Below are 20,913 nucleotides of genomic sequence, written 5' to 3' on the forward strand. Positions count from 1 at the left end.
CTCGAGCGGTTCCACTTCGCCCTCGCCCCCCGCGGGGTGCTGTTCCTCGGCAAGGCCGAGATGCTGACCCGAATTACCACTCACGACCGGGTTCGGGTGGGGCTTCCGGGTAAGTTCCGGGACTGTGAACGCTGTGATCGTGGGAGCCGCCCTGGTGCGGGACGGCAAGCTGCTGGCCCAGCAGCGGGCTTGGCCGCCCAAGCACGCCGGGCAGTGGGAACTGCCCGGTGGCCGGGTCGAGGCGGGGGAGTCCGAGGCCTTTGCGCTGGCCCGCGAGTGCAGCGAGGAGCTCGACGTCGTCGTCGAGGTCGGCCGCCGGGTCGGGGAAGACGTCCCGCTGCCCGGCGAGAAGGTGCTCCGCATCTACGCCGCGACGCTGGTTTCGCCCGGGGAAGAGCCGCGGGCCGTCGAGCACCGAGCCGTGCGGTGGCTCGGGCCCGACGACCTCGACGACGTCGACTGGCTGCCCGCGGACCGGATCCTGCTGCCCGCCTTCCGCGCGCTGCTCAGTTAGCCCCGATCATCCGCAGGGCCGCGTCCAGCCGGTGCGAGCCGCGCTCGCGGGCGCGTTCGGCGCCCGCCTTTCGCACGCGATCCAGCTCGGCGACGTCGTCGAGCAGTGCCGACGCCCGCGAGCGCAGGGGCCGCAGCTCCTCGACCACCGCGTCGGCGACGGCGTCCTTCACCGCGCCGTACGACGTGAACTCGTCGGCGAGGTCGGCCGGCGACCCGCCCCGGCAGGCGGCGAGGATCTCCAGCAGGTTCGCCATCCCCGGCCGGGTCTCCGGGGCGTGGACCGGCACCGAACCGCCGTCGGTGACCGCGCGGCGGATCTTGCGGCGGATCTGGTCCGGCTCGTCGAGCACGAACACCACGCCCACCGCGTCCCGGGCCGACTTCGACATCTTGCGCGTCGGGTCGGCCAGGTCCTTCACCCGCGCGCCGGCCGGCGGCAGCACCGCGCGGGGGACGGTGAACACGTCGCCGTACGTGCCGTTGAAGCGCTTGGCCAGCGTCCGCGTCAGCTCGACGTGCTGGCGCTGGTCCTCGCCGACCGGGACCTCGTCCGCACCCTGGAGCAGGATGTCCGCGGCCATCAGCGCCGGGTACGTCAGCAACGACAACCGCACCCCGGCCTGACCTTTGGACTTCTCCTTGAACTGGATCATCCGCGCCGCTTCGCCGTAGTTGCAGGTGCACTCCAGGACCCAGGTCAGCGCGCCGAGCTCGCGGGCCAGGTCGGACTGGACGAACACCCGCTCGGGATCGATGCCGGCGGCGATCAGCACCGCCAGCTGTTCACGGGCCAGTGATCGGAGTTTCGCCGGGTTGTGCGGCGTCGTCATGCCGTGCAGGTCGGCGACGAAGTACAGGTCGTCCGCGCCGCCCTCACGAGCCCAGCGGCGGACCGCACCGAGGTAGTTGCCGAGGTGGACGTGGCCGGAGGGCGTGATGCCGGACAGCTTGCTCATCGTGTCTTCCTTCTCGGGGTCGGGGCCACCCCGGAGAAGGCACGAAAAAGGCCGCCCGTCCGGGGCGGCCACTGGCTGGTTCAGCGCAGGGTCAGCAGGCCGCCGAGGGCGGCCACCAGCTGGACGTCTGCGCGTGCATACCTCGAGCATAGCCGAGGACCGTCACCACTCGGTATCGTCCGGACGCGCGATCGGCCGAGCGGGTCTACCGTTTAACCATGTATGTCGTCCTGCTGAACTACACGGCCCCGATCGAGGAAATCGACTACGCGCTCCCGGACCACGCCGAGTGGCTGAACAAGCAGTACGAGCACGGCCACTTCCTGGCTTCCGGGCGGCGGAACCCGCGCACCGGCGGCGTGATCATCACGCGGCCGATGTCCCGCGGGAAGCTCGACGCCATCCTGGCGTCCGACCCGTTCTGCGTGAAGCACCTCGCGCAGTACGAGGTCATCGAGTTCTCGCCGACGAAGACCGCGCCGGAACTCCGGCTGGTCAACGAGGCCGTCACGCACTAGGCGGCCAGGTCCAGCTTCGCCTTCTTCAGAGCCAATACCGGGCACTTCTTGCAGCGCGGCTTCGACCGGCAGCACTTCTTCTTGACCTTGCCGGCCTTCATCAGCTTGCGCACGACCTTCCGCGGGTCCTTCGGCTTCTTGCCCACGCGCACGCACCTTCCGGATCGGCGACCGTCACCGGGTTTCCACGTTAGGTCAGCCTAACCGTCATGGGGGCGTGGGGCCGCTCACAATGGGGTGGCAGGTATCCTGGGTGAGGTCCGCGTGTGACCAGAGCCGGTCACGGGATGCCTGAACGGTGTGCGCGGCCATCCAACCCTTGAAGTTCAGGAGTTCTCGCGTGCCCGCAGCCAGCGCTACCGTCGAAACCGGCCGGCCGACCGGTAAGACCCGGCCCGACCTGCGCAACGTCGCGATCGTCGCCCACGTCGACCACGGCAAGACCACGCTGGTGGACGCGATGCTCCGCCAGTCCGGCGCCTTCGCCGAGCGCGCCGAGGTCGTCGACCGCGTGATGGACTCGGGTGAGCTGGAGCGCGAAAAGGGCATCACGATCCTCGCGAAGAACACCTCGATCCACCGCCAGACCCCCGAGGGCCAGGTGACGATCAACGTCATCGACACCCCCGGCCACGCCGACTTCGGCGGCGAGGTCGAGCGCGGCCTGGCCATGGTCGACGGCGTCGTGCTGCTGGTCGACGCGTCCGAGGGCCCGCTCCCGCAGACCCGGTTCGTGCTCCGCAAGACCCTCGAAGCCGGCCTGCCGGTGATCCTGCTGGTCAACAAGACCGACCGCCCGGACGCCCGGATCGCCGAGGTCGTCGAGGAGACCCACGACCTGCTGCTCGAGCTGGCCAGCGACATCGAAGACGCCGACCACGACGCGATCCTCGACCTCCCGGTCGTCTACGCCTCCGCGCGCGCCGGCAAGGCCAGCCTGGAGCAGCCCGCCGACGGGGACATCCCCGACAGCGAGAACCTCGACCCGCTGTTCGACACGCTGCTGCGCCACGTGCCGCCGCCCGCCGCCGACCTCGACGCGCCGCTGCAGGCGCTGGTCACCAACCTCGACGCGTCCAACTTCCTCGGCCGCATCGCGCTGATCCGCATCCACGCCGGCAAGCTGCGCAAGGGCCAGACCGTGGCCTGGATGCGCGCGGACGGCACCACGCAGAACGTCCGCATCTCCGAGCTGCTGGTCACCGAGGCGCTCACCCGCGTCCCGGCGACCGAGGCCAGCGCGGGCGAGCTCGTCGCCATCGCGGGCATCCCGGACATCACCATCGGTGACACGCTCGCCGACTCCGACAACCCGGTGGCGCTGCCCCGGATCACCGTCGACGAGCCCGCGATCTCGATGACCATCGGCGTCAACACCTCGCCGCTGGCCGGGCGCAACGGCGGCGACAAGGTCACCGCGCGGCTGGTCAAGGCCCGCCTCGACCAGGAGCTGATCGGCAACGTCTCGATCCGCGTCCTGCCGACCGAGCGCCCGGACACCTGGGAGGTCCAGGGCCGTGGCGAGCTGGCGCTGGCCATCCTCGTCGAGCAGATGCGCCGCGAGGGCTTCGAGCTGACCGTCGGCAAGCCGCAGGTGGTCCTGCGCACGATCGACGGCAAGCTCCACGAGCCGTTCGAGCGCCTCTACATCGACTCGCCGGAGGAGCACCTCGGCGCGATCACCCAGCTCCTGGCCGCCCGCAAGGGCCGCATGGAGGACATGAGCGGCAACGGCACCGGCCGGATCAAGCTGGAGTACGTGCTCCCGTCGCGCGGCCTGATCAGCTTCCGCACCGACTTCCTCACCGAGACCCGCGGCACCGGCATCGCGAACCACGTGTTCGAGGGCTACTTCCCGTGGGCGGGCGAGATCCGCACCCGGCACAGCGGCTCGCTGGTCGCCGACCGGTCGGGCCCGGTCACCGCGTACGCGATGATCCAGCTCGCCGACCGCGGCACGTTCTTCGTCGAGCCGGGCGCGGACGTCTACGAGGGCATGGTCGTCGGCGAGAACCCGCGCTTCGAGGACCTCGACATCAACATCACCAAGGAGAAGAAGCTGACGAACATGCGTCAGTCCTCCGCCGACGTGATGGAGACGCTGGCCCGCCCGCGCAAGATGGGCCTGGAAGAGGCCCTGGAATTCTGCTCGGTCGACGAGTGCGTCGAGGTCGCGCCCGAGGTCGTCCGGGTTCGCAAGGTCACCCTGGACGTCAACACCCGCGCGAAGGAGCGTTCGCGCGCCAAGAGCCGCGACAACGGCTGACCCCGGCTTCGGAAAAACCTCCCGGTGTGTGTCGCCGGGAGGTTTTTTCGTGCCCGTTCCCTTACGCTGGGTCGGTCGGTGGCGAACCCAGCGTCAGGAATTCCGCCGTTCTTCTCCTCATATCTTTATAGGGGTCGCGACGGCTTCATCGCCTGGCGCCGACCACCGGCGTGAACCGTTTTCGTGTCCGGCCCGTGTTCGTTCCGCCGTTCCGGAACGGTCCGGGAACCCGGACGGTGTTCCGCGCGTCCTTCCGGTAGCGCCCACCTTGGGGCGGCGAAGCTGTCCGATCCGGGTATGGGAATCTCGGTTCCGGCGAGGACGGCGGCCGTGGGAGCATGGCTGACCCGATCGGGGACAACTGGGAGGAACGGGGCGTGCGGGTGAATCGCAAGGCGGTGCCGGTGGCGGCACTCGCGGCCGTGCTGCTCACCGCCTGCTCCAACACCCCGCCACCCCCGGTCGTGTCGTCGTCGGTCGCGCCGGTCTCGACCACCGGCAAGACGCCGTCGCAGATCGTCGTCGGCGTCGACGACGTGCTCGGCGGGTACAACCCGCACAACCTCGCGGACTCGTCCCAGGTGACGTCCGCGCTCTCGCAGCTGCTGCTGCCCTCGGTGTTCCGCCAGAAGGACGACGGCACCACCCAGCTCGACAAGAACCTGATGAAGTCCGCCGAGGTGATCTCGCAGCAGCCGTTCGTGGTGGCCTACGAGATCCGGCCGGACGCCTCCTGGTCCGACGGCGCGCCCATCGCCGCCGAGGATTTCGACTACCTGCGCACCCAGCTGCGCGATCAGCCCGGCGTGATCGAGCCCGCCGGCTACCGGCAGATCACCGACCTGCAGTCCCGCGAAGGCGGCAAGCGCGTCGAGGTCACCTTCGCCAAGCCGTACCCGGGCTGGCAGACGCTGTTCTCCGACCTGCTGCCCGCCCACCTGCTCAAGGACGCGCCCGATGGATGGCGCGGGGCGCTCGCGTCGAACTTCCCGGCCGTCGCCGGCCCGTTCTCGATCAAGAGCCTGGACACCGCCCGTGGCGAGGTGATCCTCGAGCGCAACGAGCGCTACTGGGAGAAGCCCGCCGCGATCGACCGCATCGTGCTCCGCCGGTCGGACCAGAACACGCTGCTGGCCGCGCTGCGCAGCGGCAACGACCAGTTCGCGCTGGCGCGGACGAACGGCGCCGAGCTCAAGCTGCTCGGCGAGCTCGGCTCCTCGGTGCGGCTGCACACGGTGGCCCGCCCGCTCGTCGCCGACGTGCTGCTGCGCCCGGTCAGCGCGACCCTGCAGGACGCCCAGGTCCGGGCCGGCATCGCCGCGCTGATCGACCGCACCAAGCTGATCAGCGAGGGCGTCAACGGCGGCCCGTCGTCGACGCTGCACGCCGACGCCCAGGTGACCGCACCGTCGGTGAAGGGCTACGCGGCGACCATCCCGCCCGGCCCGCCCACCGCGCCCGACGTCGCCAAGGGCGAAGAGTCCCTGAAGGCGGCCGGCTACACCAAGACCGCGGGCACCTGGCGCAAGAACGGCAAGGCGCTCTCGCTGGTCATCGCCTCACCGATGGCCCAGGAGCCGTACGCGACGATCGCCAAGGAGCTCAGCGGCCAGCTCGCCGCGCAGGGCATCGAGGTCAACGCGATCACACCGCCGCCGCGCGACCTGTTCAGCGGCCTGCTGGCGATGCCGGTCGTGGGCGGCGTCCAGCAGCCGACCGGCGACACGGCGGGCAACGTCGGGATCGACATCGCCGTCGTCCCGCAGGCGGCGGGCGGCGACACCGCGTCGGTCCTCGCGTCGGCCTTCGGCTGCCGCCCGGAGCAGACGGCCGCGGGCGTGGACAAGACCAAGCCCGTCGTCCCGGGCAACTCGGCCGGCTTCTGCGACCCGGCGCTGCAGCCGTCGATCGACGCCGCGCTGTCCGGATCGACCTCGGTCACCGAAGCGCTCACCACCCTTGAGCCTGAACTTTGGCGTCAGAACGTGGTGATTCCGCTGTTCCAATTGGCTGACACCCTGGCGATCGGATCGGGCATCTCCGGCGTCACGCCCGGTCCCCCCATGGTGGGCCCGTTCGGGTCGGCGGTGAACTGGACTCGCGGCCCGAAGTAATCGGTTGGCTACGCATTCAGTACTACCGGGTGATCTTTACCAACGCCTTCGAGTGGGACGCTGTGAATCCATGAGGTAACCGCCGTATTTCTGGAAGTCGACTGGAAGTCACCCTTTGGTCACGATCGACCCGGAACTGGTGACTGTCGGTGCTTTTCCTTTCTAGCGTGCTCCCGCAGTGCGCCAGTTGAGTGTCGCTTGGCGTGTCGTAGGCTCCGGCCCATCCAAACCGGAGCGGTGTGGGTCCTTGTCCCGATATTCAAGGGCTCAGTGCTAGGAGGGCACACTTCATGAGGAGATCCAAAGCAGTCTCCGCTTTGTCGCTCGTTGCCGGCGCCTCGCTGTTGCTGAGCGCCTGCACCAGCGGTGATTCGGGCTCGGGGAACACGGACCAGAACGGATCCTCGACCGACGTCAAGGCGATGGCTGTCGGCAAGGCCGAGACCGGTGACCTGTTCAAGCTCGCGTCCACGCAGCCGTACGACGGTACCGTCACGATCGGTATCGATGACGGGTACTCGGGGTACAACAACCAGACCCCGGACACCAACAGCTCGTACAACAACTACGTGTTGGCCGGTGTGCTCTCCGGTACGTTGAAGCTCGACGGGAACAACAAGATCCTGCTGAACAACGACGTCTTCGAGTCGTGGGACGTCACGCAGAAGGACCCGCAGCAGGTCACGTACAAGATCAAGCCGAACATCAAGTGGTCGGACGGTCAGCCGTACGACTGCAAGGACATGTACCTGGCGTGGCTGTCGCAGAGCGGCTTCGCCAAGGGTCCGGACGGCAAGACCCCGTTCAACTCGGCGTCGACCACCGGTTACTCGCTGATCAAGACGGCGACCTGCAAGGACCCGCTGACCTTCGTCACCGACTACAGCGAGCCCTACCTCGACTACAAGGGCCTGTTCAACGCGCCGGCGATCATGCCCGCGCACATCCTCGAGGCCAAGACCGGCATCGCGGACATCACCAAGCTGGCCCCGACCGGCGACCCGGCCCAGCTCAAGGCCGCCGGTGACTTCTGGTCGAACGAGTGGAAGGGCTTCAAGGCGGACATCATGCCGTCGTCGGGCCCGTACAAGATCACCGCGTTCGACGCCAACCAGAAGGCCGTCACCCTCGAGCACAACCCGCTGTGGGCGGGCGGCAAGGGTGGCCCGTCGAAGATCGTCGTCAAGGCCATGGAAGACACCAAGGCCATGGCGACCGCGCTGCAGAACGGTGAGATCGACGTCGCGGCGTCGACCCAGCCGGACGCCACCGCGGCGCAGACGATGAAGGGCCTCGCGGCGCAGGGCGTGACCTACGGTTCGGCCTCGCAGCTGACCTACGAGCACCTCGACCTGAACTTCAAGCGCGTGTTCGCCGACAAGGACCTGCGCAAGGCCTTCATGGAGTCGGTCAACCGCAAGGAGATCACGGACAAGCTGCTCAAGGAGGTCCAGGCGGACGCGGAGCCGCTGAACAGCGTCGTGTTCTTCCAGGGTGAGCCCGGTTACACCGACCTGTACAGCAGCAAGGCGGGCCTGGGTGCCGAGGCGGCGGCCAAGACGCTGACCGACGCCGGCTGGGTCAAGGGTGCCGACGGCATCTTCGCGAAGAACGGTGTGCGTGCCTCGGCCACGATCACGCACAACCAGAACGCCCGCCGCACCCAGACCGTCGAGATCATCATCTCGCAGGCCAAGGCGGCCGGTATCGAGATCAAGAACGAGACCGACGCCAACTTCCTCAAGGGTGGCCGCGTCTCGACCGGTGACTACGACATCGCGCTGTTCGGCTGGTCGTCCCAGCCGTTCAAGGCGGAGTCCAAGTCGATCTACGTCTGCCCGGACAAGGGTGGCGAGCAGAACTACCAGTCTCTGTGCGACCCGAAGATCGACGACGCCTACAACGCCGCGGTGAAGGCCACCGACGAGCAGGTCAAGCTGCAGAAGTACCAGGAGGCCGACAAGGCCATCGCCGACGACTACGCGACCCTGCCGCTGTTCCAGACGCCGAGCATGTGGGCGTTCAAGGGCATCGACCGCGTCTACATGCAGTCGTACGACGGTGTTCTGTGGAACGTCGGCGAGTGGGAGCAGAAGAAGTAGGGCTCGCCCCGCCTCTTCCAACCCCTCGCTCCAGATGACCTGGCGGGTACCGGGGTTCGGCCAAAAGCCGGACCCCGGTACCCACCGGAAGTAGCTGTTGACCGTAGGGTTACCGCCACTACGGTAGACAACCGGGTAGCGGTCCAGCGCACTTCTGACGACCAGGCCCGGATGAGGAGCAGTTCGTTGAACCTGGTGATCTACATCCTTCGCCGTCTGGCGATATCGATCCCCGTCCTGCTGGTCGGGACTTTCCTGTGCTTCGTCATGGTCGCCGGCACCGGTGACCCGCTGGGCGAGCTGCGGCAGAACCCGACGATCAGCAAGGACGCGCTGGCCGCCACGGCCGCCAAGCTCGGTCTCGACCAGGGCATCGTGCCCCGCTACTTCACGTGGCTCGGCGACTTCCTGAGCGGGAACTGGGGCATCTCGATCGCGCAGGGCAACGCCCTCGCGCCGGTCGCCCCCAAGGTGATGGCCGCGTTCGGCGTCACCCTCAAGCTGGTCGTCGGCGCCGAGATCCTCGCGCTGATCATCGGCATCATCGTCGGTGTGCTGGCCGCGGTGAAGCAGTACTCGATCGTCGACTACCTCGCGACCACCCTCGCGTTCCTGCTGTTTTCGATGCCGATCTTCTGCGTCGCGATCGTGCTGAAGAACTACGCGATCGAGATCAACGGCTGGGTGCGCGACCTCGGCCTCGCCGACGTCCTGGGCAACCCGTGGCTGCGCACGACCAGCCCGGAGCAGCTGAAGACGGACGGCGTCGGCGACTTCATCACCAGCACGATCGGTGCGTACCTGCTGCCGACCCTGTCGATCATGGCGATCAGCTTCGCCGCGTACAGCCGGTTCCAGCGGGCCTCGATGCTCGAGGTGATGAACTCCGACTACGTGCGCACCGCGCGCGCCAAGGGCCTCGGCAACGGCCGGGTCATCTTCCGGCACGCGTTCCGCAACGCCCTGATTCCCGTGACGACGCTGTTCTCGGTGAACTTCGGCTCGGTCCTGGCCGGCGCGATCATCACCGAGACCGTGTTCAACTGGCACGGTATGGGCACATTGCTGGTGGAAGCCGTCTCGAAGAACGACACTCAGGTGATGATGGGTTGGCTCGTGGTGATCGCCAGCAGTGTCATCGTCGCCAACCTGATCGCCGACCTGATGTACGGCATCCTGGACCCGAGGATTCGCGTTGGCTGACTTGAACTCTCTTCTCGCGAGCGAAACCGCCGCCGCCGAAGGCACGCTGCCGCCGGAGGCGCTGCCCGAGCCGCGCAGCCAGGGCAAGCTGGTCCTGCGGAAGTTCCTCCACCACAAGCTGGCGATGGCGTCCACCGCCGTGCTGATCCTGATCGTGCTGCTCAGCATCCTGCTGCCGCTGTTCTGGAAGCACAGCTACGAGGACAGCTCGTTCCCGTCCTTCGCCAAGCCCAGCGCGGACTTCCCGCTCGGCACGACGCAGGTCGGCAAGGACATGGTGTCGCAGGTGCTGCGCGGCACGCAGTACTCGCTCCTCATCGCCCTCACCGTGTCGATCCTGGCCACCGTGATCGGGGTCGTGCTCGGGGCGGTGGCCGGCTACCTGCGCGGGTTCTCCGACTCGGCCATCTCCCGGGTGACGGACCTGTTCCTGATCATCCCGCAGATCGCCGCGGCGGCCATCCTCGCCAAGGTGTTCGGCGGCGGTTCCTGGTACATCGTCGCGCTGGTGCTGGCGGCGTTCGCCTGGATGCAGATCGCGCGGATCACCCGCGCCGAGGCGATGTCGCTGTCCCAGCGCGAGTTCGTCGACGCGGCTCGCGCCTCGGGCGCCGGAACGTTCCGGATCATCTTCAAGCACCTGGTGCCGAACATGGTCGGCAGCATCACGGTCAACGCGACCCTCGCGGTCGCCCAGGCCGTCCTGGCGGAAGCCGCGCTGTCGTTCATCGGCCTCGGTGTCCAGCTGCCGGACACCTCGCTCGGCCGCGTCATCCTGGAGAACTACGCCCAGCTGCAGACGCGGCCGGCGCTGTTCTTCGGGCCGTTCGTCGTGCTCGTGCTGATTTCACTGACGATCAACTTCATCGGTGACGGTCTTCGCGACGCCTTCGACCCGCGCCAGCGGAGAATGAAGGCCTGAACGCGCGACGCGGGGGTGACCGGAACCGGTCACCCCCGCGTCCGTTTTCGCGCTTGGCTCACCGAACCTGGGGGTTTCGGATGAATCTCGTGCTCTACGTGCTCCGGCGGCTGGCGATCTCCATCCCGGTCCTGCTCATCGGCACGTTCCTCTGTTTCGTCATGGTCGCCAACACCGGCGACCCGTTGGGCGAGCTCCGCAGCAAACCCGGGATCAGCGCCTCGGCGATCGCCGAGACCGAGCACAAGCTCGGCCTCGACCAGAGCGTCCTCGCCCGCTACTTCACCTGGCTCGGGCACTTCCTGACCGGCGACTGGGGCATCTCGATCGCGCAGGGCAACGCCTTCACCCCGGTGCAGCCGAAGGTGCTGGCCGCGTTCGGGGTGACGCTGGAGCTGGTGCTGACCGCGTCCGTGCTGGCCCTGGTCTTCGGCGTGCTGGTGGGTGTCCTCGCCGCGGTGAAGCAGTACTCGATCTGGGACTACCTGGCGACGACGCTGGCGTTCCTGATGTTCTCCATGCCCATCTTCTGCGTGGCGATCGTCCTCAAGGGCTACGCGATCCGCGCCAACACCTGGGTCCGCGACCTGGGCCTGTCCGACGTGCTGGGCGACCCGTGGCTGCGGACGACCAGCCCGGAGAGCCTTTCGGCCACCGGAGTGGGGGACGCGCTCGCGAAGTACGTCGGCGCGTTCCTGCTGCCGACGCTGTCCATCATGGCGATCACGTTCGCCGCCTACAGCCGTTTCCAGCGGGCGTCGATGCTGGAGGTCCTGGGCGCCGATTACGTCCGCACAGTGCGCGCCAAGGGCGTGTCCAACAGCCGCGTGATCTGGCGCCACGCGTTCCGCAACGCGCTGATCCCGGTGATGACGCTGTTCTCGGTCAACTTCGGCGCCACGGTGACGGGCGCGATCATCACCGAAACGGTGTTCAACTGGCACGGCATGGGCACACTGCTGGTGGAGGCGGTCAACAAGAACGACCCACAGGTCCTGATGGGCTGGCTGGTGCTGATCGCGGCGAGCGTGGTGATCGCCAACCTGGTCGCCGACCTCCTGTACGGCATCCTCGACCCCCGCATCCGCGTCGGCTGAGATGCCCCGCTGATCACGCGTGATGCCCCTCCAGGCACGGCGAAGGGCCCGCACCCCACCCGGGTGCGGGCCCTTCGCCGTGAGTGCGTCAGTCGGCCACCGGGGCCAGCTTGCCGGCCTCCCAGGCCGCGCGCCGCTGTGCCTGCAGCACCGGGTCCGCGACCGGGGCCGCCGACAGCAGGCGCTTCGTGTACTCCTGCTGCGGCGAGTGCAGCACCTGGTCACGCGTGCCGACCTCGACCAGCTTGCCGTGCTGCATCACCGCGACGCGGTCGGCCAGCAGGTCGACCACCGCCAGGTCGTGGCTGATGAACAGGCACGCGAACTGCAGCGACTGCTGCAGGTCCAGGAACAGGTCCAGCACGCGGGCCTGCACCGACACGTCCAGCGCCGACGTCGGCTCGTCCGCGATGAGCAGGGCCGGGTCGAGCGACAGCGCCCGGGCGATGGCCACGCGCTGGCGCTGGCCGCCGGACAGCTCGTGCGGGTAGCGGTTCATGTAGTGCCCGCCCAGCTCGACCTTGTCGAGCAGCGACCGGACGCGCGCCGACAGCTCCTTGCCGGAGAGCACCTTGTGCAGCACCATCGGCTCGGCGATGGACTCGCCGATCGTCATCTTCGGGTCCAGCGTCGACGCCGGGTCCTGGAACACGATCGAGAAGTACCGGCGAAGCGGGCGAAGCTCTTTCGCCGACATCTTCGTGATGTCCTTGCCCGCGATGGACACCGTGCCCTCGGTCGGGTCGAGCAGGCGGATGGCGCAGCGGCCGACCGTCGACTTGCCCGAGCCCGACTCGCCCACCAGGCCGACGATCTCGCCCTTGGCGATGGTCAGCGAGACGTCGTCGACCGCGCGGTTCTTGGCCTGGCCGCGGCGACCCGGGTACTCGAGCACCAGGTTCTTGATCTCGAGGGCCGGCGCGGCCTCCTCGATCACGGCCTCCAGCTCGGCGTCGGCCAGCCGGATCTCCTCGGCGATCTTGGCCGCTTCGGTGCTGTCGGCGTCGATGCCCGCGTCGTCGAGCAGGCGGCGGCCCTCGGGGCGCTGGCCGAGCACCGGCACCGCCGCGAGCAGCCGCCGGGTGTAGTCCTCCTTCGGCGACGCGAACAGCTCGCGCACCGGCGCCTCTTCGACGATCTCGCCCTGGTACATCACGATCACGCGGTCGGCCATGTCGGCGACGACGCCCATGTCGTGGGTGATCAGCACGATCGCCGTGTCGAGGGTGTCCCGCAGCTTGCGCAGCAGGCCCAGGATCTCCGCCTGGACCGTGACGTCGAGCGCCGTGGTCGGCTCGTCGGCGATGATGACCTTCGGGTCGCACGCGATCGCCATCGCGATGACGACGCGCTGGCGCAGGCCGCCCGAGAGCTGGTGCGGGTACTGCTTGAACCGCAGCTCGGGGTTCGGGATGCCGACCATGTCGAGGAGCTCGACGGCGCGCTTGTCGGCCGCCTCCTTGGCGAGGTCGAGGTGCGAACGCAGGGCCTCGCGCAGCTGCCAGCCGACCGTGTAGACCGGGTTCAGCGCCGTCATCGGCTCCTGGAAGATCATCGCGACCTGGTTGCCGCGGATCTTCTGCATTTCCTTCTCTTTGAGATCCGCCAGGTTGCGCTCGCCGAGGCGCAGCTCACCGGCGATCCGGCTGGTCTTGGGCAGCAGGCCCAGCACCGACATCGACGTGACGGACTTGCCGGACCCGGACTCCCCGACCACGGCGACGATCTCGCCGGGCTGCACGTCGAACCCGATGCCCTTGACGGCGTCGACGACGCCGTCCTCGGTCTGGAACGACACGCTGAGGTCCGAGATCGACAGAACGGACCCGGACACGCCGGCGACGTCCGCCGAAGTTGCTTCAGTGCTCACCAAGATGCCCTTCGTGGGGGTACAGACGATCGCGACGCGGCGGTCGCGACTCGCGCGAGGATAACCGAGGGTGTCCCCGACGAAGGTCGGAGCACGGGAATTACGCTCAACCCGTGATCTCCCCGGTATCGCGAAGGCTGCTGTTCGTCCACGCCCATCCCGACGACGAAAGCATCACCACCGGCGCCTCGATCGCACGATACGCCGCCGAAGGCGCCGAGGTGATCGTGGTGACCTGCACACTGGGTGAAGAGGGCGAGATCATGGCCGGCCTGCCGGAGCTGGCCGGGCTGGGCGCCTGGGCCGCCGACCAGCTGGGCGGCTACCGCGTCGCCGAGCTGAAGGCCGCCTGCGCCGCGCTGGGGGTGTCGCGGCACCGGTACCTGGGCGGGATCGGCCGCTGGCGGGATTCGGGCATGGCGGGCACCCCGTCGGCGTCGCACCCGCGGGCGTTCACCGGTGGCACCGTCGAGGAGCAGGCCGCGCAGCTGGCGGAGCTCATCGACGAGTTCCGGCCCCAGGTCGTCGTCACCTACGACGCCTTCGGCGGCTACGGCCACCCCGACCACATCCGGGCCCACGAGATCACCATGGCCGCGGCGCCGCGGGCGGAGTCGGTGGAGCGGGTCTTCCACACCGTCGCGTCCCGGGACGCGGTGCGCGCCGGCCTGGCCGCGCTGCGTGATCGCGACACCGTCTTCGACGTCCCGGACGACGACGAGCTGCCCGTGACGCCCGACGAAGAGATCACCACAGTGGTCGACGTCGCCGCGTACGTCCCGGCGAAGCTGGCGGCACTGCGTGCGCACGCGACACAGCTCGCCGTGATCGACGACGGCGTCCCGTACTTCGCGCTGACGAACGAGCTCGCCCAGCCGATCCTGGCGAAGGACTACTTCGTCCTGGCCCACGGCCCGGCCGAGGGCGCGGCGGACGACCTGTTCGGCGGGCTGTGACCGTGGACGAGCGGCTGACGCTCGAGCAGGCGCTGCTCCTCGCCCTGCTCGCCGTCGACACGGTGCTGCTCGCCCTGCTGGAGCTGTTCTTCCTGCCGCTGCGGATCGGCGTGGTCCCGGTGCCGGTGACGGTGCTCGTGGGCGCCGTCACCACGCCCTGGCTGGTGTGGACCACGGCGAAGCTGGTGCGGCCCGGGCTTTCCTGGGTACCCCTGGCGGTGTGGGTGCTCGTCGTGTTCGGGGTCGGCCTGCTGGGCCCGGGCGGTGACCTGGTGCTGATCCAGGACTGGCGGGCGTTGCTGCTGCTCGGCGCGAGCGCGCTGCCGGGCGCGATGGTGCTGGGCGGCGCGCCGCGCCGGCCGGTGGGAAGGGGACCGGGACGTGGGTGAGGCGATCTCCGACAAGCACGTCGTGGCGGTGCTGCGGCCGTTCGTGCGGGCGTGCGGGCCGATGCTGGACGCGCTGCGGGAGTCCGATCCGTTCGGCCTGCAGGCGCGGGCTTCGGAGGACCTGGCCGAGGTCGAGTCCGGGCTGAAGGCGAAGCTGATCCACGGGGTCACGGCGGTGAAGGTGCCGGGCACGGCGGCGTGGACGCGGATGACCGGCTACGACCGCTCCAGCTGGTGGATGAACCGGGTGGGCCGCTTCACCGCGCTGCTGACGTCGATCCCGGGCCTGGGTGGCGCGCTGGCCGACCGCCTGCCGGTGCAGGACGCCCTCGGCGCGGCGTCCCAGGGGCTGCTGCTGTGCGCGATCGCGGGCGAGTACGGGGTGACCGACGTCGGCACCCGCGTGCGGCTCATCGCGTGGGTGCTCTTCGAGCGCGACATCGACCCGGAGCTGGCGGCGGGCAAGCACGCGGAGCACGACGAAGCCGCGGAGGCGGATGAAGCGGCGAAGCTGACCGAGGAACTGAGGGCGTCCGAGAAGAAGCACGGCAAGGCGACGGTGAAGGCGGCAGGCCGGACGCTGTGGCGGCTGGGCCGGGGCCTGCTGGGCATCACCGAGGAACTGGAGAAGCGTCCGCGCGGCAACCTGTTCCACCGGGCGCTCGGCATGCTGCCGGTCGTCGGGGCGGCGGGCGACTACCTGGGCGAGCGGTCGGGGCTGCGGGTCGTGTGGAAGCGCGCGCACGTCTGGCTGACCGAGCACGCGCCACCGGCCACGGCACCACGCTGATCATTCCCGCGCGGTGCCCGTCCCAAACCTCAGTTCCAGAACTGGAAGACGCTGAAGCCGATCCGCGCGCCGTCCACATAGCCGCCGAGGGCGTTGAAGATGGCGTAGGAACCGTCCCACAGCGCGGCGTTCGCCGGGCGGAAGAGGAAGAGGAGAGCGAACAGGGCGATCGGCGCCCACGGGCGGACCTGCGCCCCGATCTCACGCGCCCGCGGCGGCAGGTACGGCTCGATCGCGCCCCAGCCGTCGAGGCCCGGGATCGGCAGGATGTTGAGCAGGAACGTCACCACCTGCAGCAGCGCCAGGTACGACATCGCGATCACGAGCCCGCCCGCCATCGGGACCAGCGCGACCACCAGCGCCAGCGCCGCCCCGACCGCGAGGTTGCTCAGCGGCCCGGCCAGCGACACCCACGACGACGTCCCGCGCGAGCGCAGCGCCCCGCGGTTGATCCAGACCGCGCCGCCCGGCAGCGGGATGCCGCCGATGATGAGGAAGATCAGCGGCAGGATGATCGACAGGACCGGATCGGTGTACTTGCGCACGTCCAGCGTCAGGTAACCCTTGTGGGCGACGCTGTAGTCCCCGCCGCGGTAGGCGACCATCGCGTGCCCGAACTCGTGCAGCGAAAGCGAAGCCACCCAGCCGGCGGCGACGAAGATCACCACACCGGCGATGAGCAGCGGGTCGCGGTCGCGGACGAAAACGGTGTTGATGTCACCGAACGCGGCCATGGCGCCACCGGCGACGGTGAGCGCGAGGATGCCTAGGAAGACCGGGCTGGGGCGCACTGCTGACTTCTGCACGTGCTCCAGTCTTCCGTATGCCCGGTGTGAAGCTACCGGCGTGTCCCCTTGCGCGATCGGGCCGGAACGTCCCCCGAACTCGCTACTCCGCTTGACCTGACCGCACTACACGGGTGTAATCACAGTGATGTCATTCGCCGCCGAGAGGGGACGGCGAGTGTCGTTTCACCACCGCCAGCCTGGGGAGTGCTAGGGAGCGAGGAGGCGGACGTGCGGTTGGAAGCCGATGGGAAGGAATGGGGGCACGTCATGGGTTGGGGCGAGATCCCGGAGCAGGCTCTGGGAGATCTCACCGAGCTCATCGATGCCACCGAAGAAGAGCAGGATTGGCAGGAACGCGCCCTGTGCGCGCAGACGGACCCGGAGGCGTTCTTCCCCGAGAAGGGCGGCTCCACCCGCGAAGCCAAGCGGATCTGCCTGGGCTGCGAGGTCAAGGACGAGTGCCTTGAGTACGCACTGGCCCACGACGAGCGCTTCGGCATCTGGGGCGGTCTGTCCGAGCGGGAGCGCCGCAAGCTGAAGAAACGAGCTGTCTAGGGAGAGGTGTGTCCGCGGGCGCGCACTCGCGGCGAAGTGTGTTCGCGGAACGCGCGAACCGATCCTCGCGCGTCGCGTGTCCTCTGGGGGTGCAACCCCCAGACCCCGCCCGGGGGCAAGCCCCCGGACCCCCGCGTCACCCGGCCTGAGCGTGAACGCTCGGCTGCGGAATTCGTGGCGGATCGCCGGTGATGCTTGCGTCACCGGCGATTTCCCTTTGGTGAAGTCTCGGCGTGGGTTCAGCATCGGGTGATGAGGCGGGGCCGTAGGGTGGCCGGACCGACTCACCGCCTGATCTGGAGCGTTCGTTGCCCCCCGTCTCGCGCACCGCGCCCGTTCTGGCCATTGTGGTCTGTCACGACGGCGAAAACTGGCTCCCGCTGGCGCTTTCCGCGTTGCGGCGCAGCAGCGTCCGGCCCCGGCACGTCCTCGCCGTGGACACCGGCTCCACCGACGCGACCCCGCGGCTGCTCGCCGAAGCCGCCGAGGACCCCGGGACCGATTCGTCTCCCGTGCTCTCCGGCGTCATCACGCTTCCGAGTGAAACCGGGTTCGCGGCCGCGGTCGCCGAAGCCGTCGCGCACGCCACCGAGCGGTGGGGCGACCCCGGTTCCTGGCTGTGGCTGCTGCACGACGACTGCGCGCCCGAGCCCGACTGCCTCGAGCAGCTGCTCCACACCGCCACGAAGGAACCGTCGGCCACCGTGCTCGGCGCACTCGGCCTCGACTGGACCGATCCGCGGCTGATCGTCGAAGCCGGCCTGTCCACCGACGCCTCCGGCCACCGCCAGCAGGTCGCGACGACCGGCGAGGACCCGGTGGCGGTGCTCGCCGTGCCCAGCGCCGGCGCGCTCGTGCGCCGCGACGCCTGGGACACCCTCGGCGGCTTCGACCCCGATTTCCCGTTGCTGCGCGAGGATCTCGACTTCGGCTGGCGCGCGAACGCGGCCGGCGGCGTGGTCCTGTCCGTGCCGCTCGCGCGGGTGCGCCACGCCCGCGCCGTGACCACCGGGCGCCGGACGGCGGACGCACTGGCCGGCTCGCTGTCCGCGGCCAACCGCGCCCACGGGCTGCGCGTGTTCCTGGCGAACTGCTCGCCGTTTTCCTTCTGGCTCGGCATGATCCGGCTCCCGCTGCTCGCGGTCCTGCGCGCGCTGGCCTTCGTCCTGCTGCGCCGCACCGGGGAAGCGCGGGCCGAACTCGCCGCCGCCGCGTACCTCCTCAGTGGACGCGGCGGATTGCGCGCCGCACGCGCCCGCCGACGGCGGAATCCGCGGCCGGGCACGGTTCGCGGGCTCTTCACCGGCCGCGCGACCCGGCTGCGCAACGCCGTCCGCGCCGGCGTCGTCGGCCTCGTGCGCCGCGGCGTCGAGAACGACGTCGCGCTCGGCCGGGTGCCCGAGACCGTCGAAACCGAGTCGGCGTGGGTGACGCCGGAAGCCCTCGACGCCCGCGAGACCCGGCCGGTGGGCCCGGACGCGCTGCCCGCCGGCGCACTGCGCGGGGTCAGCTCGCGCGGGTCGGGGCTGCGCCGGCCGGGCACGCTCGTCGCCGTCACGCTGCCGGAGACCCCGTCGTCTCCCGTGGCCGACGACGCCGTCACTGAAGAGACCCCGCCAGCCGAAGAGCCGGAACTCGTCTTCGTGGAGGTGAACCGCCGCCGGGTGCTCGCGGCGACGATCTTCGCGCCGCCCGTGGTCCTGCTCGTCGTGCTGACCGCACTCGGCCTGGTCGTCAACCGCGCCCGGCTCGGCCTCGACCTCTTCGGCGGCAAGCTGCTCCCGGTCGGCGGGCTGGGCGAGCTCTGGACGTCGTACCTGACGCCGTGGCACGCGATCGCGGGCGGCACCGGCGCACCCGCGTCGGCCACCGTTCCGGTGCTCGGCACGCTCGGCGCGGTGTTCGCACCGATCGGCGGCCCGGCCGCGCTGGTGGCGATCCTCCTCCTCGGCGACATCCCCCTCGCGGCCCTGAGCGCGTACGCGGCGACGAGGCGGCTTCGCGTACGTCGCTGGGTTCGCGCGGTCGTCGCCGCGACGTACGCGCTCCTGCCGGCCGCGACCGCCGGCGTGGCCCAGGGCCGGCTCGACGTCGTCGTGGTGCACCTCGTGCTGCCGTTGGTGGCCGCGGGCATCGCCGGGCTGCTCGTGCACGCGGACACCCGTTGGCTGCACGTGTCCGCGCTGTCGGCGTTCGGGGTGGCGCTGCTCGGCGCGTTTTCGCCGCTGGCGCACGGGCTCGCGCTCGCCGGGCTGCTGATCGGGTTCGTCGTGCTGCCCGCGCCGACCGGGCTGGCGCGCCGGATCGCGTCGGTCGGGATCGTGGTGCTGCTGCCGCTGGCGCTGCTGCTGCCGTGGCCGACCGTGCTGCTGAAGCACCCGGAGCTGCTCGTGCAGGGGCTCGGCGGGGCGACCGCACCGGTTTCCGGCACCGATCTGGCCGGGCTCGACCCGGGCGGGCCGGGCGCCTGGCCCCTCGGCGTCGCGGTGATCGCCGCGGCGCTGGTGGCGGTGGTCGTCCGGCCGACGAAGCTCGCCGCCGGTGGGCTCGCCCTCGCGGCACTGGGCGCGGGCGGGCTGGTCCTGGTGCGGCTGGTCACCCTGCCGCCCTTGCAGGGCGGTGCCCCGGCGTACGGCCACGTGGGCGTGCCGCTGCTGATCGTCGGGGCCGGACTGCTGTGGGTGGTGCTCGGATCGTGGCAGCGCGGCGGCTCGGCGGCGGTCCCGGCGACGTGGCTGCCGAAGGTGACGGCGGTGGCCGGGGCAGCGGTGTTCCTGGCCCTGGCGGCCGGCGCGGTAGCCGTCGGCGCGCAGGGGCCGCTCCGGGCGGGTGCGCGGCCGTCGCTCGCCCCGGAGGTCGCGGCCGAGCTGGCGGCGTCCGGCCGGTCGCTGCTCGACCTGGCCCCGGACGCCACCCGCCAGATCGGCGGCCGCCTCCCGCACTACGGCGACGACGAGCTCGCCCCGACCCCCGGCACCCCGGCCCGCCTGACGCTTTGGCGCACCAACCTCGGCCAGGGCGACGCGGCGGCGGTCCAGGGCACGATCGCGGCGGCCGCGGCCGCGGGCGTCCAGTTCGTGGTGCTCCCACCTGGCGTGGACCCCCAGGCGTACCTGCCGCTGGCGAAGGACCTGCTCTCGGTGGCCGCACCGACCTCCGACGGCCGCGGAGTGCTGCGGCTGTTGCCGCCGGCGGGCCAGGTGATCTTGATCTCGCCGGAGCAGGCGAAGGCGGCGGTCACGGGCGGCGGCGCGCCCGGGAATTCGCCGGGCGTGGCACCGGTCCGCGCGGACCTCCCGGACGTCCGCGTGCGGGTGTCGGACGGCCCAACGGGTCGGCTCCTGGTGCTGGCGGCGGAGCAGGAGGCGGGCTGGAAGGCATCGGTGGGCGGCAAGCCGGTGCCGATCGTCCCGGCATGGGGCCACCAGGTGGCGGTGTCGGTGCCACCGACGTCATCGGAGGTGACGGCGGAGTACCCGGGAACGGAACACAACCTCCTGCTATTGGCCCAGCTGGCGGCGGTCCTGTTCACCCTGCTGACGGCGGTCCCACCCCGCAGCCGCCCCCAGGGCTCAACCCCAAAGAAGGAGCTTGGTGGTCATCCCGTCGCCTGAGGCCGTGAAATCACTTTGAGCCGGGCCCGCAACCGACGGCGCAACGGGACCAGACGACGCGGGCTTGCGGGCCCGGCTCAAAGTGATAGGCCTCGTTCAGGCGACGGGATGACCACCCAGCGGCGCACCTCCTGAAGCCGAGGAGACAGCGGTAGTTGTGGCCATCCCGGAGCCTGCCGTCCGGCGAGGACATTCTTTTGTCTTTTTGCCGCGGTAGAAGGTCCGGGCTTGTTCTGTCTTTGCTTTGGCCGCGGTAG

17 protein-coding genes are annotated in these 20,913 nt (G+C 70.0%); 13 read left to right on the forward strand and 4 right to left on the reverse strand.

The window, feature by feature from the left end; translation table 11 throughout:
• Positions 1 to 124: 124 nt before the first annotated feature.
• Positions 125 to 514 (forward strand): NUDIX domain-containing protein, encoded by a 390-nt coding sequence (locus ACWED2_RS46690; RefSeq protein WP_449696963.1) that lies wholly within the window; start codon positions 125 to 127, stop codon positions 512 to 514.
• Here the strand turns inward: ACWED2_RS46690 and trpS are convergent.
• Positions 507 to 1,472 carry a tryptophan--tRNA ligase gene (trpS, locus tag ACWED2_RS46695; RefSeq protein ID WP_449696964.1) on the reverse strand — a complete coding sequence of 322 codons (966 nt, stop codon included), beginning with the start codon at positions 1,470 to 1,472 and terminating at the stop codon, positions 507 to 509. The genes ACWED2_RS46690 and trpS overlap by 8 nt on opposite strands.
• A gap of 218 nt (positions 1,473 to 1,690) precedes the next feature.
• Between trpS and ACWED2_RS46700 the strand changes: the two genes are divergently transcribed.
• A complete protein-coding gene (locus ACWED2_RS46700) occupies positions 1,691 to 1,990 on the forward strand; it encodes a YciI family protein (RefSeq protein WP_449696965.1) in 300 nt (99 codons plus the stop codon).
• Here ACWED2_RS46700 and ACWED2_RS46705 read toward each other — a convergent pair.
• Positions 1,987 to 2,136 (reverse strand): hypothetical protein, encoded by a 150-nt coding sequence (locus ACWED2_RS46705; RefSeq protein ID WP_167455137.1) that lies wholly within the window; start codon positions 2,134 to 2,136, stop codon positions 1,987 to 1,989. The genes ACWED2_RS46700 and ACWED2_RS46705 overlap by 4 nt on opposite strands.
• A 194-nt stretch (positions 2,137 to 2,330) precedes the next feature.
• Here ACWED2_RS46705 and typA point away from each other — a divergent pair, with 194 nt between their 5' ends.
• The 6 genes from typA to ACWED2_RS46735 all read left to right on the forward strand — a co-directional run bounded on the left by typA (position 2,331) and on the right by ACWED2_RS46735 (position 11,694).
• The gene (typA, locus tag ACWED2_RS46710; RefSeq protein ID WP_449696966.1) at positions 2,331 to 4,256 is read left to right on the forward strand and encodes a translational GTPase TypA; all 1,926 of its coding nucleotides are present in this window, start codon (positions 2,331 to 2,333) and stop codon (positions 4,254 to 4,256) included.
• 377 nt (positions 4,257 to 4,633) lie between these two features.
• Positions 4,634 to 6,370, forward strand: coding sequence for an ABC transporter family substrate-binding protein (locus ACWED2_RS46715; RefSeq protein WP_449696976.1), 1,737 nt, complete (start codon positions 4,634 to 4,636; stop codon positions 6,368 to 6,370).
• A 290-nt stretch (positions 6,371 to 6,660) separates the two neighbouring features.
• Complete coding sequence (locus ACWED2_RS46720; RefSeq protein WP_449696967.1) at positions 6,661 to 8,472, forward strand: ABC transporter family substrate-binding protein; 1,812 nt, start codon at positions 6,661 to 6,663, stop codon at positions 8,470 to 8,472.
• A gap of 186 nt (positions 8,473 to 8,658) precedes the next feature.
• Positions 8,659 to 9,675 (forward strand): ABC transporter permease, encoded by a 1,017-nt coding sequence (locus ACWED2_RS46725; protein ID WP_449696968.1) that lies wholly within the window; start codon positions 8,659 to 8,661, stop codon positions 9,673 to 9,675.
• A complete protein-coding gene (locus ACWED2_RS46730; RefSeq protein ID WP_449696969.1) occupies positions 9,668 to 10,597 on the forward strand; it encodes an ABC transporter permease in 930 nt (309 codons plus the stop codon). Before ACWED2_RS46725 ends, ACWED2_RS46730 begins: the two co-directional genes overlap by 8 nt.
• Before the next feature lie 80 nt (positions 10,598 to 10,677).
• Positions 10,678 to 11,694, forward strand: a complete 1,017-nt coding sequence (locus tag ACWED2_RS46735) for an ABC transporter permease (protein ID WP_449696970.1) — start codon at positions 10,678 to 10,680, stop codon at positions 11,692 to 11,694.
• Between the two features lie 88 nt (positions 11,695 to 11,782).
• Here the strand turns inward: ACWED2_RS46735 and ACWED2_RS46740 are convergent, their stop codons facing one another.
• The gene (locus tag ACWED2_RS46740; RefSeq protein WP_449696971.1) at positions 11,783 to 13,564 is read right to left on the reverse strand and encodes an ABC transporter ATP-binding protein; all 1,782 of its coding nucleotides are present in this window, start codon (positions 13,562 to 13,564) and stop codon (positions 11,783 to 11,785) included.
• Between the two features lie 113 nt (positions 13,565 to 13,677).
• On the opposite strand from ACWED2_RS46740, the gene mshB reads away from it, so the two are divergent.
• The 3 genes from mshB to ACWED2_RS46755 are packed head-to-tail and all read left to right on the forward strand — an operon-like array spanning position 13,678 to position 15,699.
• Complete coding sequence (mshB, locus tag ACWED2_RS46745) at positions 13,678 to 14,520, forward strand: N-acetyl-1-D-myo-inositol-2-amino-2-deoxy-alpha-D-glucopyranoside deacetylase (protein ID WP_449696972.1); 843 nt, start codon at positions 13,678 to 13,680, stop codon at positions 14,518 to 14,520.
• A complete protein-coding gene (locus ACWED2_RS46750) occupies positions 14,517 to 14,909 on the forward strand; it encodes a hypothetical protein (RefSeq protein ID WP_449696973.1) in 393 nt (130 codons plus the stop codon). The genes mshB and ACWED2_RS46750 overlap by 4 nt, the downstream gene beginning before the upstream one ends.
• The gene (locus tag ACWED2_RS46755) at positions 14,902 to 15,699 is read left to right on the forward strand and encodes a hypothetical protein (protein WP_449696974.1); all 798 of its coding nucleotides are present in this window, start codon (positions 14,902 to 14,904) and stop codon (positions 15,697 to 15,699) included. Before ACWED2_RS46750 ends, ACWED2_RS46755 begins: the two co-directional genes overlap by 8 nt.
• A gap of 29 nt (positions 15,700 to 15,728) precedes the next feature.
• On the opposite strand, the gene ACWED2_RS46760 is transcribed toward ACWED2_RS46755, so the two are convergent.
• A complete protein-coding gene (locus tag ACWED2_RS46760; RefSeq protein ID WP_449696977.1) occupies positions 15,729 to 16,490 on the reverse strand; it encodes a site-2 protease family protein in 762 nt (253 codons plus the stop codon).
• A 264-nt stretch (positions 16,491 to 16,754) separates the two neighbouring features.
• On the opposite strand from ACWED2_RS46760, the gene ACWED2_RS46765 reads away from it, so the two are divergent.
• Entirely contained in the window at positions 16,755 to 17,042 is a 288-nt protein-coding gene (locus ACWED2_RS46765) for a WhiB family transcriptional regulator (RefSeq protein ID WP_167385067.1), read from the forward strand.
• Between the two features lie 308 nt (positions 17,043 to 17,350).
• Entirely contained in the window at positions 17,351 to 20,656 is a 3,306-nt protein-coding gene (locus tag ACWED2_RS46770) for a glycosyltransferase (RefSeq protein ID WP_449696975.1), read from the forward strand.
• Positions 20,657 to 20,913 lie beyond the last annotated feature (257 nt).

It is taken from the genome of Amycolatopsis sp. NPDC005003 (genome assembly GCF_053600695.1).